A 19,914-nucleotide genomic window follows, 5' to 3' on the forward strand; every position below is an offset into this window, starting at 1 on the left:
GACACAAATCCACTGTAGGAGTGAGCCTGCTCGCGATTGGTTTCAAGGCGAACCAAGATGTTGGCATTCCGCTAATTTCTCACTGAACGAATCCCCCAAACCCCGCGTCATACCCTTCCTTGAGCTAGCGTACGAACAGTGCCGCCGAGCCTTGCGATTAGTCCTTAGCACCCTATTCATGTTTAACTTGAACGCTCATTCAAGTTAAACCGCCGGTTTGCTGCCCGCTCACAACAGGAGGCTTGCCTTTGCCGAGTCCGTTATTGATTGCCCTGTTTCACCCCCTTGAGGTGCACCTTTCATGAGTGCATCGCCCACCCCCGCCAGCGGTCAGGTCCGCATGAATCCGCCGGTGTTTTACTTCTCGGCGACGTTCATTTTGCTGTTCGGCATCATCGTCATCGCCATGCCTGAACAGGCCGGCGCCTGGCTTCTGGAAGCGCAAAACTGGGCGGCCAACACGGTCGGCTGGTACTACATGCTCGCGATGACCCTGTATCTGGTCTTCGTGGTGGTCACCGCCTTGTCCGGCTACGGCAAGATCAAGCTCGGTGCCGACCACGACGAACCCGAATTCAGTTACCTGTCCTGGGCCGGCATGCTGTTCGCCGCCGGGATCAGCATCACGCTGTTTTTCTTTTGCGTGTCCGAACCGCTGACCCATTTGGCGCAACCGCCGCAAGGCGAAGCGGGCACGGCGGATGCGGCGCGTCAGGCGATGCAGATTCTGTTTCTGCACTGGGGCCTGCACGGCTGGGGCGTGTTCGCCTTTGTCGGCATGGCGCTGGCTTATTTTGCCTACCGTCACAACCTGCCGCTGGCCCTGCGTTCGGCGCTCTATCCGCTGATCGGCAAGCGCATCAACGGCCCCATTGGTTACGCGGTGGACGGCTTCGGCATCATCGCCACGGTGTTCGGCCTCGGTGCCGACATGGGCTTTGGCGTGTTGCACCTCAACTCGGGTCTGGACTATCTGTTCGGCATCGCTCACACCCAGTGGATTCAGGTCGGCCTGATCACGTTGATGATGGGCGCGGCGATCATTGTTGCCGTGTCTGGTGTCGATAAAGGCGTGCGCGTGATGTCCGACATCAACATGCTGCTGGCCTGCGCGCTGCTGCTGTTTGTGTTGTTCGCCGGCCCGACCCAGCACCTGCTCAACACCCTGATCCAGAACATCGGCGACTACCTCGGCGCCTTGCCGATGAAGAGTTTCGACCTGTACGCCTACGACAAACCCAGTGACTGGCTGGGCGGTTGGACGGTGTTCTATTGGGCCTGGTGGATTGCATGGTCGCCGTTCGTGGGCCTGTTCATCGCACGGATTTCCCGTGGCCGGACCATCCGCGAATTCGTCTTCGGCGTGCTGTTGATTCCGCTCGGCTTCACCCTCGCGTGGATGTCGATCTTCGGCAACAGCGCCATCGATCAAGTCCTCAATCACGGCATGAGCGCGCTCGGTATGTCGGCCATCGATAACCCATCGATGACCCTCTACTTGCTGCTGGAAACCTACCCGTGGAGCAAAACCGTCATCGCGGTCACGGTGTTCATCAGCTTCGTGTTCTTCGTGACGTCTGCCGATTCCGGCACCGTGGTGCTGTCGACACTGTCCGCCAAGGGCGGCAATCCCGATGAAGACGGGCCGAAATGGCTGCGAGTGTTCTGGGGCGCAATGACGGCGCTGGTGACCAGTGCGCTGCTGTTCTCGGGCAGCATCGATGCGCTGAAGTCCGCGGTGGTGCTGACCTCGTTGCCGTTCTCGATGATCTTGCTGCTGATGATGTGGGGGCTGCACAAGGCGTTCTACCTGGAGTCGCAGAAGCAGATCGCGCAACTGCATTCGCTGGCACCGGTGTCCGGATCGCGGCGTGGCGGCTGGCGTCAACGCCTGAGTCAGGCCGTGCATTTCCCGTCACGGGATGAGGTCTATCGCTTCCTCGATACGACGGTGCGCCCGGCGATTGAAGAAGTCTCGGCGGTGTTCGTCGAGAAGGGTTTGAAGGTGGTCACTCAACCGGACCCGACCAACGACAACGTCAGCCTGGAAATCGGTCATGGCGAGGAGCATCCGTTCATCTATCAGGTGCAGATGCGCGGCTACTTCACGCCGTCCTTCGCCCGTGGCGGCATGGGTTCCAAGGAACTCAACAACCGTCGTTATTACCGGGCCGAGGTGCATTTGAGCGAGGGCAGTCAGGATTACGATCTGGTGGGTTACACCAAGGAGCAGATCATCAATGACATCCTCGATCAGTACGAACGGCACCTGCAGTTCTTGCATTTGGTGCGTTGATCGAGCACTCACGTCTCGGTGGTCAACACCATGAACAACACCAGCGCCGCCACCGGTACACCGAACACGGCGCTGCCGACCACCAGTTCCGTGCTGAACGGCTGGCCGGCATTGACCATGCCGACCGCGCCGTTGATCAACGTCAGCGCCAGCCACAGCACGACAAAGCTGAAGGCCAGGGTTTGGCGACTGAAGCCGATTTTCTCGCCGATGAACAGCATCAGCGCCAGGAGAATCAGGCCGAAGGTGATGATGATCGTGGTGTGCATGATGTGTTCCGCCCTTCGAATGTGTGTTGCTTTTGGCGCCGCCTTCGCGAGCAGGCTCGCTCCCACCAGGTCGTCGCAATTCTGTGGGAGCGAGCCTGCTCGCGATAGGGGCGCTGCGGTGTCAAGTGAGCATAGTTAAACCAGCCCGCCGTTGACGCGCAGGATTTGCCCGTTGACCCACGCCGAATCCGGGCCGACCAGGAAAGACACAACGCGGGAAATGTCTTCTGGCTGAGCCAGACGTTCCAGCGGGGCCATCTTGGCGAAGGTCTGGATCTGCTCTTCGCTCTTGCCGTGCAGGAACAGGTCGGTAGCCACCGGACCGGGGGCCACGGCGTTGACGGTGATATTGCGACCGCGCATTTCCTTGGCGAACACCTGGGTCAGGGATTCCACTGCCGTTTTGCTGGCGATGTACACCGCGTAGCCCGGCAGGTTCATGCCGACGGTGCTGCTGGAGAAGTTGATGATCCGCCCGCCGGCGTTCAGGCGAGTGGCGGCTTCACGCAGGGTGTTGAACGTGCCGCGAGCGTGAATGTTGAAGTTCTGATCGAACAGCTCATCCGTGTGTTGCGCCAACGGCAGGACTTTGAGGATACCGGCGTTGTTCACCAGCACATCGACTTTGCCCAGTTGCGTTTCGGTCTCGTCGAACATCCGGCGTACGTCGTCGGCGTTCGCTACATCCGCCTTGATCGCTATGGCCTGGTGGCCGGCCTGACGCAATTCGACCACCAGTTTTGAAGCTTCGGTGGCACTGCTGGCGTAGTTGACGGCGACGGCGAAACCTTGTTTGGCCAGTTGTTTGGCGATCACCGCGCCGATGCCGCGGGAGGCGCCGGTCACGATGGCAACTTTTGAAGTTTGAGTAGTCATGGCGGTGATTCCTTTGAAGTTAATGGCTTGGGGGTGAAGCCAGATTCACATGTTTACTCAGGCTGATAAATGCACGAGAGTTGCCTTGACTGTTCAAGAATCGCCAACAATCGACCGCCAGGAGACCCGCGTGGATCAAGTCAAAGCGATGAAGGTTTTCGTGCGGATCTACGAGCGCAGCAGCTTCACGCTGGCTGCCGATGACCTGAACCTGCCGCGGGCGACGCTGACCCACACGCTGAATCAGTTCGAAGCCTGGCTCGGTACACGTTTATTGGAGCGAAGCACTCGAAAGGTGCGTCCTACGCTGGATGGCGAGGCGTACTACCTGCGTTGCGTGCAGCTGCTGGCGGAACTGGAAGAAGCCGAACTGGCATTCCGTAGCGTCGCACCGAAGGGCCGGTTGCGCGTGGATTTGCATGGCACGCTGGCCAAGCACTTCGTTATCCCGCCGTTGCCGCAGTTCATGGCGCGCTACCCGGACATCGAACTGTCCATCAGCGAGGCCGACCGCTTTGTCGACCTGATCGCTGAAGGCGTCGACTGCGTGCTGCGCGCCGGCACCTTGGGCGACTCCGCACTGATCGGCCGCCGCGTCGCCAACCTGCGCCAAATCACCTGCGCCAGCCCCGCGTACCTGCGCAAATACGGCGAACCGAAAAGCCTCGACGACCTGAAACATCATCGTGCCGTGAACTACGTCTCGCGCACGACTGCCAAGCTATTTCCCTTCGAATTCATGGTGGATGGCGAACTGAAGGAAGTGGCTATCGATGGCGCGCTTTCAGTGTTCGGCGCGGAAATTTATGCGGCGTCGGCGATTGCCGGGCTGGGCCTGATCCAGTGTCCGCATTACCGAATGGAAACGCAGATTTCCCAGGGCTTGGTGCAGGAAGTCCTGATCGACACGCCACCGCCACCAATGCCGGTTTCGGTGTTGTATCCACACAACCGACACATGTCGCCACGGGTTCGGGTGTTTGTGGATTGGCTGGGAGAAGTGTTTGCGGGGGCACAGTAGCCGCTGGTCTATAGGGCAATCAGGCCTCTGCACGATAGGCTAATATTTATCAGAGTGTGTATGGTGTGTATTGGCGTGAAGCTTCGTCGCGTAGTGTGCGCAGCAGGTGCTGCCCACAAGGACGAAGGTGATGCGAAGTCGGGAAATGATCAGGATGATCGAGGAGGATGGTTGGTATCTGGTGGCCGTGAAAGGCAGCCATCATCAGTACAAGCATCCGTGCAAGCCAGGCAGGGTGACGATAAAGCACCCGGAATCGGATCTTCCAAAAGGAACGATCAACAGCATATTGAAACAGGCGGGTCTGAAATGAGCCCCGACACCGGATACGAAAGCCCCGAGCGGGCCACATCACAGGAAGGACTTACCGAAATGAAATTCCCGGTCGTTCTGCACAAGGATGCCGACTCAGAATACGGAGTAATTATCCCGGACGTGCCGGGTTGCTTCTCCGCAGGCGGTACTGTGGCGCAGGCATTTGAAAACGTGAAGGAAGCGCTGTCGTTGCACTACGAAGGCTTGGTGGCCGATGGCGATCCACTGCCGCAGGTGCATGAGATCGACGCTCATCTTGATAACCCTGATTACGCGGGCGGCGTGTGGGGGGTGGTTGAATTCGATATCACGCCTTACTTCGGCAAGTCGGTGCGTTTCAATGCCACACTGCCTGAGCAGTTGCTTGAGCGTATCGATCAAACAGTCAGGCGGGATCAGCGGTACAGCTCAAGGTCTGGCTTTTTGGCTGCCGCTGCCCTGCGTGAGTTGTCGGCCTAAATGTTGTGAAACGTTTCAGCATTTTCTCGAGTCCGAGGTTTATCGGCGTTTGTCTGGGCGTATGCTGGGCAACTTGCGAAGCAGTCGATACCAACTTCAAGACAGACAAGAGAGGATTCGATGACCTACACCGCTGCCGAAAACCGCTACGACTCCATCCCTTACCGCCGCGTGGGTCGCAGCGGTCTGGTGCTGCCGGCGCTGTCCCTGGGCCTGTGGCACAACTTCGGCGACAGCACGCCGATCGACACCCAGCGCTCGTTGCTGCGTACCGCGTTTGATCTAGGCATCAACCATTTTGACCTGGCCAACAACTACGGCCCGCCGTATGGCAGCGCCGAGATCAATTTCGGTCGTTTGCTGCGTGAAGACTTCAAGCAGTATCGCGACGAGCTGATTATCTCGAGCAAGGCCGGTTGGGACATGTGGGCCGGCCCTTATGGTCAGGGCGGCGGTTCGCGCAAATACGTGCTGGCCAGCCTCGATCAGAGCCTGCAGCGCCTGGGTCTGGACTACGTGGACATCTTCTATTCCCACCGCTTCGACCCGGACACGCCGCTGGAAGAAACCGCCAGCGCACTGGCCACCGCGGTGCAACAGGGCAAGGCGTTGTACATCGGTATCTCCTCGTACTCGGGGGTTAAAACCCGTGAAATGGCCGCGCTGCTGAAAGAGTGGAAAGTCCCGTTGCTGATTCACCAACCGGCTTACAACCTGCTCAATCGTTGGGTGGAAAAAGACCTGTTGGATACCACGGACGAACTCGGTACGGGCGTGATTGCGTTTACGCCGCTGGCTCAGGGGTTGTTGACTGACAAGTATCTGAATGGTGTGCCGGCGGACGCGCGGGTCAATCGTCCGGGAGGTGGTTCGTTGCAGGCGGCGCACCTGTCCGAAGCCAACATCGCTCATGTGCGTGCACTGAATGAGATCGCCAAGCGTCGCGGTCAGAGCCTGGCGCAGCTGGCATTGGCGTGGACGTTACGCGATCCGCGCGTGACGTCGGCGCTGATCGGTGCGAGCCGGCCGGAGCAGATTATCGAGAACGTCGGGGCGTTGAAGAATTTGAGCTTCAGCTCGGAGGAATTGGCGGAAATTGACCGGTTTGCCCAGGAGGGTGGGGTCAATCTTTGGGAGAAGCCTTCGACGGCTGAGTAAGTGTTCGGTGCCGGATCTTCCGGCGACTGTTCCGCCGCCATCGCGAGCAGGCTCGCTCCCACATTGGATTGCATTTCAACTGTGGGAGCGAGCCTGCTCGCGATGGGGCCAGTACAGGCAGTGGATATGTCAGAAACTCACCGAAAAAACGGCACATCCCCCAACACCGTCGCCCGCTGCATCACCCGCCGCGCGGGCCGGTAATCATCCACGGCGTAATGCTGTGTCACGCGGTTATCCCAAAACGCCACGTCGTCCTTCTGCCAACGCCAGCGAATGGTAAATTCCGGCCGTGTCGCGTGGGCAAACAGAAACTTCAGAATTACCTCGCTTTCGGTTTCCGACAGTTCATTGATCTTCGACGTGAACCCTTCATTAACGAACAACGACCGACGTCCGCTCACCGGATGAGTGCGAATCACCGGGTGTGACAGCGGCGGGTTTTTCCTGCGCGCTTCTTCCCACTGAGCCAATGCTTCGGGTGTGTTGCCGTAGCGCTCCAGCGGGAACGAACGAGTGAAATCGTGGGTGGCGGTCAGCCCTTCAAGCAAGGACTTCATCGGCGCGGACAGCGCTTCATACGCCGCGATACCGCTGGCCCACAGCGTGTCGCCACCAAACTCCGGCAACAACTTGGCGCTGAGCACCGCGCCCAGGGCCGGGGTCGGCAGGAAGGTTACGTCGGTGTGCCAGATCGCGTTGTCGCGCACGTCGGTGACGGCGGTGTCGAGGATCAGTACTTCGGGTTGTTCGGGCACATTCGGGTAGATCGGGTGAATGTGCAGGTCGCCGAAATTGGCGGCGAAACGTGCCTGCTGCTGCGGTGTGATCGGCTGATCGCGAAAGAACAACACTTGATGTTTGAGCAGCGCCTGCTCGATGGCGTCGCGCTGTTCCAGGTTCAGTGGCTGGCTGATGTCGACGCCGCTGATGTGCGCGCCGAGGGCGTAGCTTAAAGGGACGATGGTCAGGTTGCTCATGGTCTTTCTCTTCAATCCGGGGCGCCGAGGGTTATTCAGTGAGCCTGGCCATGCCACGGCACCAGTTTGCGTTGCAAGGCGCGCAAGCCCATTTCCATGGCGAAGGCGATCAGCGCGATCACCAGAATCCCCAACACCACCACATCGGTGACCAGGAATTGCGCGGCCGACTGCACCATGAACCCCAAACCACTGGTGGCGGCGATCAATTCGGCGGCAACCAGCGTCGACCAACCCACACCCAAGCCAATACGCACACCGGTCAATATGTCCGGCAGCGCACTCGGCAGAATCACATGGCGAATCAACTGCGCCCGGGTCGCGCCCAACGACTGTGCCGCGCGCAATTTGGCCGGGTCGACGGTACGCACCCCGGTCGCGGTAGCGATGGCGATCGGGGCGAAGATTGCGAGGTAGATCAGCAAGACTTTCGACAGCTCACCGATGCCGCACCAGATCACGATCAGTGGCAAATAAGCCAGCGGTGGGATAGGGCGGTAGAACTCGATCAGCGGATCGAGAATGCCGCGAGCGATGCGGTTGTGGCCGATGGCGATGCCGACCGGCACGGCGGTCAACACCGCGAAGCCAAGGCCCAGACCGATTCGGCTGAGACTCGCGCCCAGGTGCTGCCACAACGTTGAATCCATGTAGCCGGTGGTCACCAGCAGCCAGCCTTTTTGCAGCACCGCGGAGGGTGGCGGCAGGAACAGCGGTTCGATCATTCCTGTGGCGGTGACGGCCCACCAGATAACCACGAGTGCGACGAGTGTCAGCAGACTGATCCAGCGAGTACTGAGGCTGCGATGTACAGGAATCACCGTCGAGTGCGGTTTGACCGTGACGGCCGGAATCTCATAGCTGCTCATACGGTCTCCTGCCGCTGGGCGGCGCTGCGTTGGGAGAACACTTTGGCGAGCACGTGTTCGCGGGTTTCGATAAAACGCGGGTCAGACTTGATCGATCGAGCCGACTCCCCGGCGGCGTAACGCTGACCGAAATCCAGGCTCAGGCGTTCGACGATTTGCCCAGGGTTTGGCGCCAGCAGAATCAGGTCCGTGGCGAGAAACACCGCTTCTTCAATGTCGTGGGTAATCAGAAATACCGGTTTTGCGGTGCGCTGCCAGACTTGCAGCAGCAACTCCTGCATCTGTTCGCGAGTGAAGGCATCGAGGGCGCCGAAGGGTTCGTCCATCAACAAAACCCGAGGGTCGGCAGCGAGCGCGCGGGCCAGACCGACTCGTTGCTTCTGGCCGCCCGAGAGTTGCCAGATTCGGCGGTTTTCGAAACCGGAAAGGTCCACCAAGGCGAGCATTTCCCGAGCGCGCAGTTCACGTTTTTCCCGCGCAATGCCGGCCAGTTCCAGGCCGAAACCGACGTTGGCCAGCACGTCCTGCCAGGGCAGCAAGGCATCGTCCTGGAACACCACGCCGCGTTCGGCGCTCGGGCCTTTGACCGGCACGCCATCAAGGGTGATGCGCCCGGCGCTGGGCTCGACGAAACCGGCAATCAGGTTCAACAACGATGTCTTGCCACTGCCGGACGGGCCGAGGGCGACCAGCAATTGCTGGGGCCCCAGGCTCAGGGAAATATCCGCCAGTACCGGTTCGGCGGCGCCGGGGTACTGTGCGCTGATGCGCTCCAGCTGAAGCAAAGCCATCGCGGTTAACTCCGATCAGTTGGTGATGTATTTGGCACTGACGTAGGGGGCGTAGTCCGGCAGAACGGCTTCAACCTTGCCTTGTTCTTTCAGGAACGCGGCGGTGTCGGTGATGGCCTTGGTGGTCGGCGCGCCGAGGGTGATCACCTGATCAGCCGCCAGCGGGAAGACGTTGCCTTGCAGCAGCAATGGAATGTCGCTGGCCTTGGCGCCGGAGAGTTTCACCAGCTTGTCGACATTGGATTGGTTGGCGAGCCAGGCTTTTGGATCTTTGCGGTAGTCGGCGTAGGCATCGAGGGTCACTTTGGCGAACGCGGTGACGATTTCCGGGTGCTTCTCGGCGAAGTCTTTACGCACGATCCATGCATCAAAGGTCGGTGCGCCGAACTTGGCCAGTTCACCGGAGGTGATCAGTACTTTGCCGTTCTCCTTGGCGACACCGAGGGCTGGGTCCCACACGTAAGTGGCGTCGATATCACCGCGCTTCCACGCGGCAATGATGGCTGGCGGGGCAAGGTTGAGGACGGTGACTTTCGACGGATCGATGTTCCAGTGCTTCAGCGCGGCCAGCAGGCTGTAGTGGCCGGTGGAAACGAACGGCACGGCGATTTTCTTGCCGATCAGGTCTTGTGGGGTTTTGATCCCGGAACCGTCGCGGGCCACCAGGGCTTCCGCGGCACCGATCTGCGTGGCGATGAGGAACGTTTCTACCGGGACTTTGCGGGTGATTGCCGCCGTCAGGGGGCTGGAACCGAGGTAACCGATCTGTACGTCGCCGGAAGCGATGGCGGCGATGATGTCGGCGCCGTTGTCGAATTTGCGCCAGTCGATCTTGGCGTTGGTGGCTTTTTCGTACGCGCCGTCGGCCTGGGCGACTTTTGCCGGGTCTACGGTGGTCTGGTAGGCGACGGTGACGTCAGCCGCCTGGGCAAAGAAACTCACCGCAGCCAGAGACGCGGCCGCCAGCAGGCGAAGGGGGAAAGTCAGTTTCATTGAGAAGCTCCTTGTCAGGCGACCGAGAGTCGGCGTGAAAAGGAGACTAAATGATATAAGAATCCGAAAATAAATAACTTTTTCGAATGAGCTTATGAGCGGAAAATTCTAAGGAAGACCGCGGTGCAGCCATCGCGAGCAAGCTCGCTCCCACATTGGATCTTCAGTGTGACCACAATTGTGTGAACACCACTGAACCCTGTGGGAGCGAGCTTGCTCCGGGCGGCGCTCCGACGATAAGGTCCGCAGGACCTTCAGAGATTAGTTGCTAATTGCCAGAATGCTCGCCTGATACGACCCGACAAACACATCGAAATCGCCGACTTCGTTCTGCTCCAGCTCAATCTGCTCGGCCAGCGACGAACGCGCCCGGTCTTCAAATTTCGCCTGGTCTTCGCTTGAAAGCGGCTCGCTGCGGAAAAACTCCGCATGTGCCTGGCTCTGACGCAGGGAGAACTGAGCAAAGCTCTCTTTGTGCTCTGCCATCGCCGCCAGCACTTGGGCCGATGGCGTCAGCGATGGATCCTTGACCTTGGCTAGCTGCGCATCCAGCGCCTTGCTATGTGCATCGCCGCCATGACTCTGATCCAGCATCGCCGCCAGGGGTGCAATTTTCTCCAGCAACTCGCTGGCCCACTCTTTCAGGTCCACCGGATGACCGTCGCGTTGCAGTTGCAGGCCCGGACGACGACCTTCCTTGACCACGCTGAGGAAGTTCGAGGTCGCGTTGCCGCACGAGGTATTGGTCAGCAGCGGGCTGTCGTTCAGCGCGCAATACAACAGGAATGCGTCGAGGAACCGCGACTCCGGCAGGTCGATACCCATCGGCAGGAACGGGTTGATGTCCAGGCAACGCACTTCGACGTACTGAATGCCGCGAGCCACCAGCGCCTGAATCGGCCGTTCGCCGGTGTAGGTCACGCGTTTCGGGCGGATGTTGGAGTAGTACTCGTTTTCGATCTGCAGGATGTTGGTGTTGAGCTGAACCCACTCACCGTCCTGATGCGTGCCGATTTCGACGTACGGCGCGTAAGGCGTGGCGACCGCTTTGCGCAGGCTGTCGGTGTAGCTGGCCAGATCGTTGTAGCACGGGGTCAAACCGGCCTGGGCGTTGCTCTGATAACCCAAATCGCTCATGCGCAGGCTGGTGGCGTACGGCAAGTACAAGGTGTCCGGGTCCAGTTGTTCCAACTGATGCGAGCGGCCACGCAGGAAACCGGCGTCCAGCGCTGGCGAAGCACCGAACAGGTACATCAGCAGCCAGCTGTAGCGACGGAAGTTACGGATCAGCGCGATATAGGCCGACGACTGATAGTCGCGGTCGGTGCCGACAAAGCCTTCAGCCTCTTTAAGCAGCGGCCAGAGCTTTTCCGGCAGGGAAAAGTTGTAGTGAATCCCGGCGATGCACTGCATGGTCTTGCCATAGCGCAGGGCCAGGCCCTTGCGGTAGACGTACTTGAGCTGACCGATGTTGGAGGTGCCGTAATAGGCGATCGGAATGTCTTCCTCGGCCGGCAACGGGCACGGCATCGATGGACTCCACAGGTACTCGTTGCCGAGCTTGCTGTAGGCAAAACGGTGGATCTTGTCCAGGCTCGCCAGCGTATCCGCCGGATCGGGCAGAGCGGGCGTGATGAACTCCAGCAGCGACTCGGAATAGTCGGTGGTGATTTGTTCATTGGTCAGCGCGGAACCCAATTCTTCCGGGTGCGGCGTTTGCGCCAGGCGACCTTCGCCGGTCACGCGCAGGCATTCACGTTCGATGCCGTGAAGGCACTGTTCGAGCAGAGAGAGGTTAGCGCGCTCGCCGAGCAGAGCCAGGCGGCGGTTGAGAAGTTCGCTCAAGTTGGATTCCTTCACGCGTCAGTCGCCCCAATATGGGGGTGGGCAAGACGGTCTACAAGGGTGAAGTTGAAACTGGCGTTGTCGCCTGGTTTTTGAGCAGCACAGACCTCATGCCAGTCAGTAAGAACTGCGCAATCCCTGTGGGAGCGAGCTTGCTCGCGATGAGGGCGTGTCAGTCAACATTAACGTCGTCTGACACACCGCCATCGCGAGCAAGCTCGCTCCCACAGGTTGCATTGCGCCGAAATTAACTCAAATCGATGACTGCTAGCTACAGGACAGCGAACGTGCCTTGTGCTTTTGCGACGAGTTTGTCGCCTTGCATCACGTCGGCTTCGACCACCAGCGTGCGGCGGCCCGGGTGGATCACCCGCGCCGTGCACATCACTTCACCGTCGGCGACGGCGCGAATGTAATTGATCTTGCACTCGATGGTCGCGCTCTGCTGGTCAAAACCATGGGTGCTGGAACAGGCCAACCCCATGGCAATGTCCACCAGACTGAACAAGGCCCCGCCGTGCAGCTTGCCGCCGCGATTGCGCAATTCTGGTTCCAGCGCCAGGGCGACTTGCGCCACCCCGGCCTCCAGACTGTGCAAGCGACACCCCAGCAACTTGAAAAAAGCGCTTTCGGTCAGCCCGGCCGGGATGTCCATCAGCGTTTCTTCAACTGCTTGGCGTTGGCGAACAGCGAAGCCATGGCGTTGTTGGCCGGAGCCGCCGCCGTGGTTTCTTTACGCGGCGCGGTGTTCTGGGACTGGCGTGGCGCCGAACCCGGACGTGCACCACGGGCACCGTCGATTTTCTCGCCCGGCGTGTCGCTCATGCGCATCGACAGGCCAACGCGTTTGCGCGGGATGTCGACTTCCATGACCTTCACTTTCACCACGTCGCCAGCCTTCACCGCTTCACGCGGGTCCTTGATGAACTTCTCCGAAAGCGCAGAGATGTGCACCAATCCGTCCTGATGCACGCCGATGTCGACGAACGCGCCGAAGTTGGTCACGTTGGTCACCACACCTTCGAGGATCATCCCCAGCTGCAGATCCTTGAGGTCTTCGACGCCTTCCTGGAACTCGGCGGTCTTGAATTCGGGACGTGGATCGCGGCCAGGTTTTTCCAGCTCTTGCAGGATGTCGGTGACCGTTGGCAGACCGAAGGTTTCGTCGGTGTACTTTTTCGGATCAAGACGCTTGAGGAAGCTGGCGTCGCCGATCAGCGAGCGAATATCGCGGTCGGTCTCAGCGGCGATGCGCTGGACCAGCGGATAGGCTTCCGGGTGAACCGCGGACGAATCCAGCGGGTTGTCGCCGTTCATGACGCGTAGGAAGCCAGCGGCCTGTTCGAAGGTTTTCTCGCCCAGACGAGCGACTTTCTTCAGCGCTGCACGGGTTTTGAACGCACCGTGTTCGTCGCGGTGGCTGACGATGTTTTGCGCCAGGGTCGCGTTGAGGCCGGAGATGCGGGCCAGCAGCGCCACGGAGGCGGTGTTCACGTCGACGCCCACGGCGTTCACGCAGTCTTCGACCACTGCGTCCAGGCCGCGCGCCAGTTTCAGCTGCGACACGTCGTGCTGGTACTGGCCGACGCCGATGGATTTCGGATCGATCTTCACCAGCTCGGCCAGTGGATCCTGCAGGCGACGGGCAATCGACACCGCGCCACGGATCGACACGTCGAGGTCCGGGAATTCCTTGGAAGCCAGTTCCGATGCCGAGTAAACCGATGCGCCGGCCTCGGAGACCATGACTTTGGTCATCTTCATGGCTGGGTATTTTTTGATCAGTTCAGCGGCCAGCTTGTCGGTTTCGCGGCTGGCGGTGCCGTTGCCGATGGCGATCAGGTCGACTGCATGCTTGGCGCACAGGGCAGCCAGAATCGCGATGGTCTGGTCCCATTTGTTGTGCGGCACGTGCGGGTAAACCGTGGCGTGATCCAGCAGCTTGCCGGTGGAATCGACCACGGCGACCTTGCAACCGGTGCGCAGGCCCGGGTCGAGACCCAATGTGGCACGCGGGCCAGCCGGCGCCGACAGCAGCAAGTCGTGCAGGTTGTGAGCGAACACGTTGATCGCTTCGGTTTCCGCGCCATCGCGCAGTTCGCCCAGCAGGTCGGTTTCGAGGTGGGTGTAGAGCTTGACCTTCCAGGTCCAGCGCACCACTTCGCCCAGCCATTTGTCGGCGGCGCGGTTCTGGTTCTGGATGCCGAATTGCTGGCCGATCATGCCTTCGCACGGGTGCATGGCGCCCGGCAGTTCGTCGCCGACTTTCAGCGCCGAACTCAGAATGCCTTCGTTGCGGCCCCGGAAAATCGCCAGCGCGCGGTGCGACGGCATGCTTTTCAGCGGTTCGTCGTGTTCGAAGTAGTCGCGGAACTTGGAGCCTTCCTCTTCCTTGCCGGCGATCACGCGGGCACTCAGCGTTGCTTCCTGCTTGAGGTAGCTGCGCAGCTTGTCCAGCAGGCCGGCGTCTTCGGCGAAGCGTTCCATCAGGATGTACTTGGCGCCTTCAAGGGCAGCCTTCACATCGGCGACGCCTTTTTCGGCATCGATGAAGCGCGCGGCTTCAGCGTCTGGCGTCAGGGTCGGGTCGTTGAACAGGCCGTCGGCCAGCTCGCCGAGGCCGGCTTCCAGGGCGATTTGGCCCTTGGTGCGGCGCTTCTGCTTGTACGGCAGGTACAAGTCTTCGAGGCGGGTTTTGGTGTCGGCGAGTTTGATGTCGCGTTCAAGTTGCGGGGTCAGCTTGCCTTGTTCCTGGATGCTGGCAAGGATGCTGATACGCCGTTCGTCGAGTTCTCGCAGGTAGCGCAGACGCTCTTCCAGATGACGCAACTGGATGTCATCGAGGCTGCCGGTCACTTCTTTCCGGTAGCGGGCGATGAAGGGCACCGTGGAGCCTTCATCGAGTAGCGCGACGGCCGCTTCGACCTGTTGTGGGCGTACACCGAGTTCCTCGGCGATGCGGCTGTTGATGCTGTCCATAAAACCACCTGACAAATTGTGAAAGCAGGCTCGCAGGCGCAGAGATAAGGGCTCGGCGAGTCTGGTTGAGCGGCCTGGCCTGCGCCGCTACCTGGATCAACAGGTATCCCGTTGACCCGTGAAATCGAACAATTACTGCCGGCGCCATGAAAATAAAAAACGGCCACCTACAGTAATGATCAGACGTTGCCTGACACAAAAGGCCGCGCATTATAACCAGCGTTCTGTCATTCGGGGGCATCGCAGGCTGTAGGCATAAAGCCCGGATTTCTGGCGATCAAGGAAAAATCTGCTAACAATGCACACGGTGCGTATAACGGCAGCTACGCCATAATGCGCGCCGAGATCAAAGGAGCATCTAATGAGCAGCACTGCAAACATTGCTGAAGGCGAAAAAATTCTTATTGTTGACGACGATCCAGGGCTGAGCAGCCTGCTGGAACGGTTTTTCGTCAGCAAGGGCTACCGCGCCCGCGCCGTACCGAACACGGAACAAATGGATCGCCTGCTGGCGCGTGAAGTGTTCAACCTGGTCGTCCTCGACCTGATGCTGCCCGGCGAAGACGGCTTGACCGCTTGCCGCCGCCTGCGCACCGCGAACAACCAGATTCCAATCATCATGCTCACCGCCAAGGGTGATGAGCTGAGCCGCATCAAGGGCCTCGAACTGGGCGCCGACGATTACCTGGCCAAGCCGTTCAACCCGGACGAGCTGATGGCACGCGTCAAAGCGGTCCTGCGTCGCCAGGCGGCTCCGGTACCGGGCGCTCCGGGCAGCGAAGACGAAAGTGTGACCTTCGGTGACTACGAACTGTCCCTGGCCACCCGCGAGCTCAAACGCGGTGATGAAGTGCACATGCTCACCACCGGTGAGTTTGCGGTGCTCAAGGCGTTGGTCATGAACGCCCGTCAGCCGCTGACTCGCGACAAACTGATGAACCTGGCCCGTGGCCGCGAGTGGGATGCCCTGGAGCGTTCCATCGACGTGCAGATTTCCCGTCTGCGCCGGATGATCGAGCCCGATCCGTCCAAGCCGCGTTACATCCAGACAGTCTGGGGCGTGGGTTACGTGTTCGTTCCGGATGGCGCCGCCACCAAGTGATCGGTGATTTGTAGGAGCGGGTCTTGCGGGCAACGGGTCAGATGACCTTGCTCGCAGACTCGCGATCCGCAATATGCGAGCATCGCTCGCTCCTGCAAGTGTGTAGCGGTTATCCATGAAAACCCCCGTTTGGTTCCCCCAGAGTTTCTTCTCCCGCACCCTTTGGCTGGTGCTTATCGTCGTGCTGTTCTCCAAGGCGCTGACCCTGGTTTATCTGTTGATGAACGAAGACGTGCTGGTGGACCGCCAATACAGCCACGGCGTCGCCCTGACGCTACGCGCTTATTGGGCGGCCGATGAAGAAAACCGCACGAAGATTGCCGATGCCGCGACCCTGATCCGGGTCGTGGGCGCTGGCGTGCCGGAAGGTGAGCAACACTGGCCTTATAGCGAGATCTATCAGCGGCAGATGCAAGCGGAGCTGGGTGCCGACACCGAAGTCCGATTGCGTATGCACTCGCCGCCGGCCCTGTGGGTGCGGGCGCCAAGTCTGGGTGATGGCTGGCTGAAAGTGCCGCTTTACCCGCATCCGTTGCGCGGCCAGAAAATCTGGAACGTACTCGGCTGGTTCCTCGCCATTGGCTTGCTGTCCACCGCCTCGGCGTGGATCTTCGTCAGCCAGCTCAATCAACCATTGAAACGTCTGGTCTATGCCGCGCGGCAACTCGGCCAGGGCCGCAGTGTGCGCCTGCCGATCAGCGACACGCCGAGTGAAATGACCGAGGTTTACCGCGCCTTCAACCAGATGGCGGAAGACGTCGAACAGGCGGGACGTGAGCGCGAGTTGATGCTGGCCGGGGTGTCCCACGACCTGCGCACACCGTTGACCCGTTTGCGGTTGTCTTTGGAACTGATGGGCGACCACAGCGACCTGACCGACGACATGGTCCGCGATATCGAAGACATGGACGCGATTCTCGACCAGTTCCTGGCGTTCATACGCGATGGTCGTGACGAGTCGGTGGAAGAGGTGGACCTGAGCGATCTGGTGCGCGAAGTCGCGGCGCCATACAACCAGAATGAAGAGAAAGTGCGCCTGCGCCTGGAGCCGATTCAGCCGTTTCCATTGCGCCGGGTGTCGATGAAGCGGCTGCTGAACAACCTGATTGGCAACGCCTTGCATCACGCGGGCAGCGGGGTTGAGGTGGCGGCTTATGTGTCCGGGGATACCAGCGCGCCGTATGTGGTGCTGAGTGTCATGGACCGTGGGGCGGGGATTGATCCGTCGGAGCTGGAGGCGATTTTCAACCCGTTTACTCGGGGTGATCGAGCCAGGGGCGGGAAGGGGACCGGGTTGGGTTTGGCGATCGTGAAGCGGATTGCTTCGATGCATGGCGGGAATGTTGAGCTGCGTAACCGTTCTGGTGGCGGGCTGGAAGCGCGAGTGCGGTTGCCGCTTGGACTTATGTTGCCTAGAGACGCGGTGTAGCCAAGAGCCACCCCTCACCCCAGCCCTCTCCCCACAGGGGAGAGGGGGACAGGGGGCAGATCTTCATGCTTTTCAACGCCTGAGTTCGACTCGGAATCTCAGGTCGATGTATAGCGAAAGTCCCCTCGGTCAGTCCCCTCGCCCCTTGGGGAGAGGGTTAGGGTGAGGGGGCTCTTTGCTTTAGCCCTTGCCTTTGGTGCGCGTCATATTCGGCCCACCATTCTTCTCAAGGTGCTCGATGATGATCCCCGCCACGTTCTTGCTGGTGGTGGTTTCAATCCCTTCAAGCCCAGGCGACGAGTTCACTTCCATCACCAACGGCCCGTGATTGGAACGCAGGATATCCACACCTGCCACCGCCAACCCCATGACCTTCGCCGCGCGCAACGCCGTCATGCGTTCTTCCGGTGTGATCTTGATCAGGCTGGCGCTGCCACCTCGATGCAGGTTGGAGCGAAACTCCCCCGGCTTCGCCTGGCGTTTCATCGCCGCGATCACCTTGTCGCCCACCACGAAGCAGCGAATGTCCGCGCCGCCGGCTTCCTTGATGTATTCCTGAACCATGATGTTCTGCTTCAGGCCCATGAACGCCTCGATCACCGACTCCGCCGCCGTCGCTGTTTCACACAGCACGACGCCGATGCCCTGAGTGCCTTCCAGCACCTTGATCACCAGCGGCGCACCGTTGACCATCTCGATCAAGTCGGGAATGTCATCCGGGGAGTGCGCAAACCCGGTGACTGGCAAACCGATTCCTCGGCGCGACAGCAATTGCAGCGAGCGTAGTTTGTCCCGCGAGCGGGCGATGGCCACCGATTCATTGAGTGGAAAAACGCCCATCATTTCGAATTGACGCAACACCGCGCAGCCATAAAACGTCACCGACGCGCCAATCCGCGGGATCACCGCATCGAAACCCTCCAGCGGCTTGCCGCGGTAGTGGATCTGCGGCTTGTGGCTGGCGATGTTCATGTAGGCGCGCAGGGTGTCGATCACCACCATTTCATGGCCACGCTCGGTACCGGCTTCGACCAGACGACGAGTGGAATACAGACGCGGGTTCCGCGACAGCACAGCGATCTTCATGCAACACCTGTGGAGGAGGTAGATACCGGGAACACCGGCTTGTCTTGTACGTACTTAATGCCCGGATTGACCACCAACTGGCCGTCGATCAAGGCTTTGGAACCGAGTAACAGGCGATAACGCATGGACTTGCGACAGGCGAGGGTGAACTCGACCCGCCAGACCCGATCACCGAGGGCCAGGGTGGTGCTGACCACGTAACGCATCTGCGCGTGGCCGTTGGAGCTTTTAATGGTTTTCATCGTCACCAGCGGTGCTTCGCAGCGCCGGTGACGCAGTTGCACAACCGTGCCCAAGTGAGCAGTAAAGCGCACCCACTGTTCCCCGTCGCGCTCGAACGGTTCGATATCGGTGGCATGCAGGCTGGAGGTGCTGGCGCCGGTGTCGATTTTTGCGCGCAGACCCGCGACTCCCAAATCCGGAAGCGCCACCCACTCGCGCAGACCGACAACGGTCAAATGGTCAAATGTCTTCAAAGGTGCTCAACCGGTAGAAACCGCTCAGGCCGCACGCGGCCGAATTCGCGGTATTCACGCAGAATAATGGGTAAAAGGCGACAGATATCTACGGCCCGGATTTCCAGCCCTCAAGGGAGGCACTGGAACGTGTGCATTGTAATCCGAGCCGGGGTAATTCATGGCACGACAGAAACGGTAGTACAGTTCAGCAATATTTCAGAATGAGGAAATTCCATGGCACAAAAAAGCGAAGAGGACGACAAAGTCCGTCTCGATAAATGGTTGTGGGCCGCGCGTTTTTATAAAACACGTGCCTTGGCCAAGGCGGCTATTGAAAGCGGCAAGGTGCATTGTCGGGGCGAGCGCTGCAAACCGGGCAAGGAGCCGAGGATCGGCGACGAGTTTCAGATTCGCGCAGGGTTCGAGGAGCGCACAGTGGTGGTTCAGGCGCTGTCGATTGTACGCCGTGGTGCGCCAGAGGCTCAGGCGCTCTACGCCGAAACCGACGCCAGCATCGCCAAGCGCGAAGCGGCTGCGGCCATGCGTAAGGCTGGTGCGTTGGGCGTGAGCACTGATGGCAAGCCGAGCAAGAAGCAGCGACGGGATTTGTTCAAGTTTCGTGGAAGCAGTAACGACGATTAAGTCAGTTACTTCTGTGTTGCCTGTGAAGCAGCCTTCGTCGGATCGCCGCCCGGAGCAAAGGGACGCAGACTTGCAATTGCCCAAACGTGTAGCCATATCGGGTTAATCGCGAGCAGCGCGTTGGATGGGTGAAAGTGCCACTCGTCGAAAATCACGGACAGCCTTTGACCCGTAGGCCATAACCAGAAGGCCAGCAGCGCCAGAGGTAAGAAATTGCATAAAGCCAACCGGCGGAGGTTCCTCCTTGCTTGGAACAAACCCGGATTGTTCATAAAATGCCGCTCACGGCTGAACATCGCGCACCCAAAGGGTGCCGCAGAGGCGCAATTTCTCGCTGTTTGAAATC

Annotated in this window: 19 protein-coding genes and 1 pseudogene; 8 read left to right on the plus strand and 12 right to left on the minus strand. The window is 59.9% G+C overall.

The genetic code is table 11. The annotated features are described in order from the left end of the window. Positions 1 to 340: 340 nt before the first annotated feature. A complete protein-coding gene (gene betT, locus AC3IUE_RS01160) occupies positions 341 to 2,296 on the plus strand; it encodes a choline transporter BetT (RefSeq protein ID WP_177338887.1) in 1,956 nt (651 codons plus the stop codon). Positions 2,297 to 2,304: 8 nt separating this feature from the next. Here the strand turns inward: betT and AC3IUE_RS01165 are convergent, their stop codons facing one another. Both AC3IUE_RS01165 and AC3IUE_RS01170 read right to left on the minus strand, forming a co-directional pair. Further along, positions 2,305 to 2,565 (minus strand): hypothetical protein, encoded by a 261-nt coding sequence (locus AC3IUE_RS01165; RefSeq protein WP_046045488.1) that lies wholly within the window; start codon positions 2,563 to 2,565, stop codon positions 2,305 to 2,307. Between the two features lie 135 nt (positions 2,566 to 2,700). Further along, positions 2,701 to 3,441 (minus strand): SDR family oxidoreductase, encoded by a 741-nt coding sequence (locus AC3IUE_RS01170; RefSeq protein WP_489265090.1) that lies wholly within the window; start codon positions 3,439 to 3,441, stop codon positions 2,701 to 2,703. A 130-nt stretch (positions 3,442 to 3,571) separates the two neighbouring features. Here AC3IUE_RS01170 and AC3IUE_RS01175 point away from each other — a divergent pair, with 130 nt between their 5' ends. From AC3IUE_RS01175 to mgrA, 4 genes are all read left to right on the plus strand, one after another. Next, positions 3,572 to 4,462 carry a LysR family transcriptional regulator gene (locus tag AC3IUE_RS01175; protein ID WP_489265092.1) on the plus strand — a complete coding sequence of 297 codons (891 nt, stop codon included), beginning with the start codon at positions 3,572 to 3,574 and terminating at the stop codon, positions 4,460 to 4,462. A 130-nt stretch (positions 4,463 to 4,592) separates the two neighbouring features. Then, entirely contained in the window at positions 4,593 to 4,775 is a 183-nt protein-coding gene (locus AC3IUE_RS01180) for a type II toxin-antitoxin system HicA family toxin (protein WP_489265094.1), read from the plus strand. Further along, on the plus strand, positions 4,772 to 5,236 hold the full coding sequence (locus tag AC3IUE_RS01185) for a type II toxin-antitoxin system HicB family antitoxin (protein ID WP_176471520.1): 465 nt from the start codon (positions 4,772 to 4,774) through the stop codon (positions 5,234 to 5,236). Before AC3IUE_RS01180 ends, AC3IUE_RS01185 begins: the two co-directional genes overlap by 4 nt. Before the next feature lie 120 nt (positions 5,237 to 5,356). Then, complete coding sequence (gene mgrA / locus AC3IUE_RS01190; protein ID WP_046052249.1) at positions 5,357 to 6,394, plus strand: L-glyceraldehyde 3-phosphate reductase; 1,038 nt, start codon at positions 5,357 to 5,359, stop codon at positions 6,392 to 6,394. 137 nt (positions 6,395 to 6,531) lie between these two features. On the opposite strand, the gene tauD is transcribed toward mgrA, so the two are convergent. From tauD to AC3IUE_RS01225, 7 genes are all read right to left on the minus strand, one after another. After that, positions 6,532 to 7,374: a taurine dioxygenase gene (gene tauD / locus AC3IUE_RS01195; RefSeq protein WP_489265097.1), complete on the minus strand. Its 843-nt coding sequence runs from the start codon at positions 7,372 to 7,374 to the stop codon at positions 6,532 to 6,534. 35 nt (positions 7,375 to 7,409) lie between these two features. Next, positions 7,410 to 8,243, minus strand: coding sequence for a taurine ABC transporter permease TauC (gene tauC, locus AC3IUE_RS01200; protein ID WP_489265099.1), 834 nt, complete (start codon positions 8,241 to 8,243; stop codon positions 7,410 to 7,412). Continuing rightward, positions 8,240 to 9,034 carry a taurine ABC transporter ATP-binding subunit gene (gene tauB / locus AC3IUE_RS01205; RefSeq protein WP_056745614.1) on the minus strand — a complete coding sequence of 265 codons (795 nt, stop codon included), beginning with the start codon at positions 9,032 to 9,034 and terminating at the stop codon, positions 8,240 to 8,242. Before tauB ends, tauC begins: the two co-directional genes overlap by 4 nt. 15 nt (positions 9,035 to 9,049) lie before the next feature. Continuing rightward, complete coding sequence (gene tauA / locus AC3IUE_RS01210) at positions 9,050 to 10,027, minus strand: taurine ABC transporter substrate-binding protein (RefSeq protein ID WP_008149275.1); 978 nt, start codon at positions 10,025 to 10,027, stop codon at positions 9,050 to 9,052. 261 nt (positions 10,028 to 10,288) lie between these two features. Next, positions 10,289 to 11,872, minus strand: coding sequence for a glutamate--cysteine ligase (gene gshA / locus AC3IUE_RS01215; RefSeq protein WP_123367067.1), 1,584 nt, complete (start codon positions 11,870 to 11,872; stop codon positions 10,289 to 10,291). Positions 11,873 to 12,143: 271 nt separating this feature from the next. Next, complete coding sequence (locus AC3IUE_RS01220) at positions 12,144 to 12,527, minus strand: PaaI family thioesterase (RefSeq protein WP_017335909.1); 384 nt, start codon at positions 12,525 to 12,527, stop codon at positions 12,144 to 12,146. Beyond that, on the minus strand, positions 12,527 to 14,851 hold the full coding sequence (locus tag AC3IUE_RS01225; RefSeq protein WP_056745608.1) for a Tex family protein: 2,325 nt from the start codon (positions 14,849 to 14,851) through the stop codon (positions 12,527 to 12,529). The genes AC3IUE_RS01220 and AC3IUE_RS01225 overlap by 1 nt, the downstream gene beginning before the upstream one ends. Before the next feature lie 361 nt (positions 14,852 to 15,212). Here AC3IUE_RS01225 and ompR point away from each other — a divergent pair, with 361 nt between their 5' ends. Together ompR and AC3IUE_RS01235 are read left to right on the plus strand one after the other, a co-directional pair. Continuing rightward, a complete protein-coding gene (ompR, locus tag AC3IUE_RS01230) occupies positions 15,213 to 15,953 on the plus strand; it encodes an osmolarity response regulator transcription factor OmpR (protein ID WP_007903084.1) in 741 nt (246 codons plus the stop codon). Positions 15,954 to 16,068: 115 nt separating this feature from the next. Beyond that, positions 16,069 to 17,382, plus strand: a complete 1,314-nt coding sequence (locus AC3IUE_RS01235) for an ATP-binding protein (protein ID WP_008149285.1) — start codon at positions 16,069 to 16,071, stop codon at positions 17,380 to 17,382. Between the two features lie 180 nt (positions 17,383 to 17,562). On the opposite strand, the gene rimK is transcribed toward AC3IUE_RS01235, so the two are convergent. Further along, on the minus strand, positions 17,563 to 18,468 hold the full coding sequence (gene rimK / locus AC3IUE_RS01240) for a 30S ribosomal protein S6--L-glutamate ligase (protein WP_008149287.1): 906 nt from the start codon (positions 18,466 to 18,468) through the stop codon (positions 17,563 to 17,565). After that, positions 18,465 to 18,944, minus strand: coding sequence for a retropepsin-like aspartic endopeptidase RimB (rimB, locus tag AC3IUE_RS01245; RefSeq protein ID WP_008149289.1), 480 nt, complete (start codon positions 18,942 to 18,944; stop codon positions 18,465 to 18,467). The genes rimK and rimB overlap by 4 nt, the downstream gene beginning before the upstream one ends. Before the next feature lie 216 nt (positions 18,945 to 19,160). Here rimB and AC3IUE_RS01250 point away from each other — a divergent pair, with 216 nt between their 5' ends. Next, positions 19,161 to 19,568 carry an RNA-binding S4 domain-containing protein gene (locus AC3IUE_RS01250; protein WP_489265104.1) on the plus strand — a complete coding sequence of 136 codons (408 nt, stop codon included), beginning with the start codon at positions 19,161 to 19,163 and terminating at the stop codon, positions 19,566 to 19,568. A 56-nt stretch (positions 19,569 to 19,624) separates the two neighbouring features. Here the strand turns inward: AC3IUE_RS01250 and AC3IUE_RS01255 are convergent. Further along, positions 19,625 to 19,840, minus strand: a pseudogene (locus AC3IUE_RS01255) (phosphatase PAP2 family protein); the annotation flags it as partial. Between the last annotated feature and the right edge of the window lie 74 nt (positions 19,841 to 19,914).

Source organism: Pseudomonas sp. GL_093 (assembly GCF_057837605.1).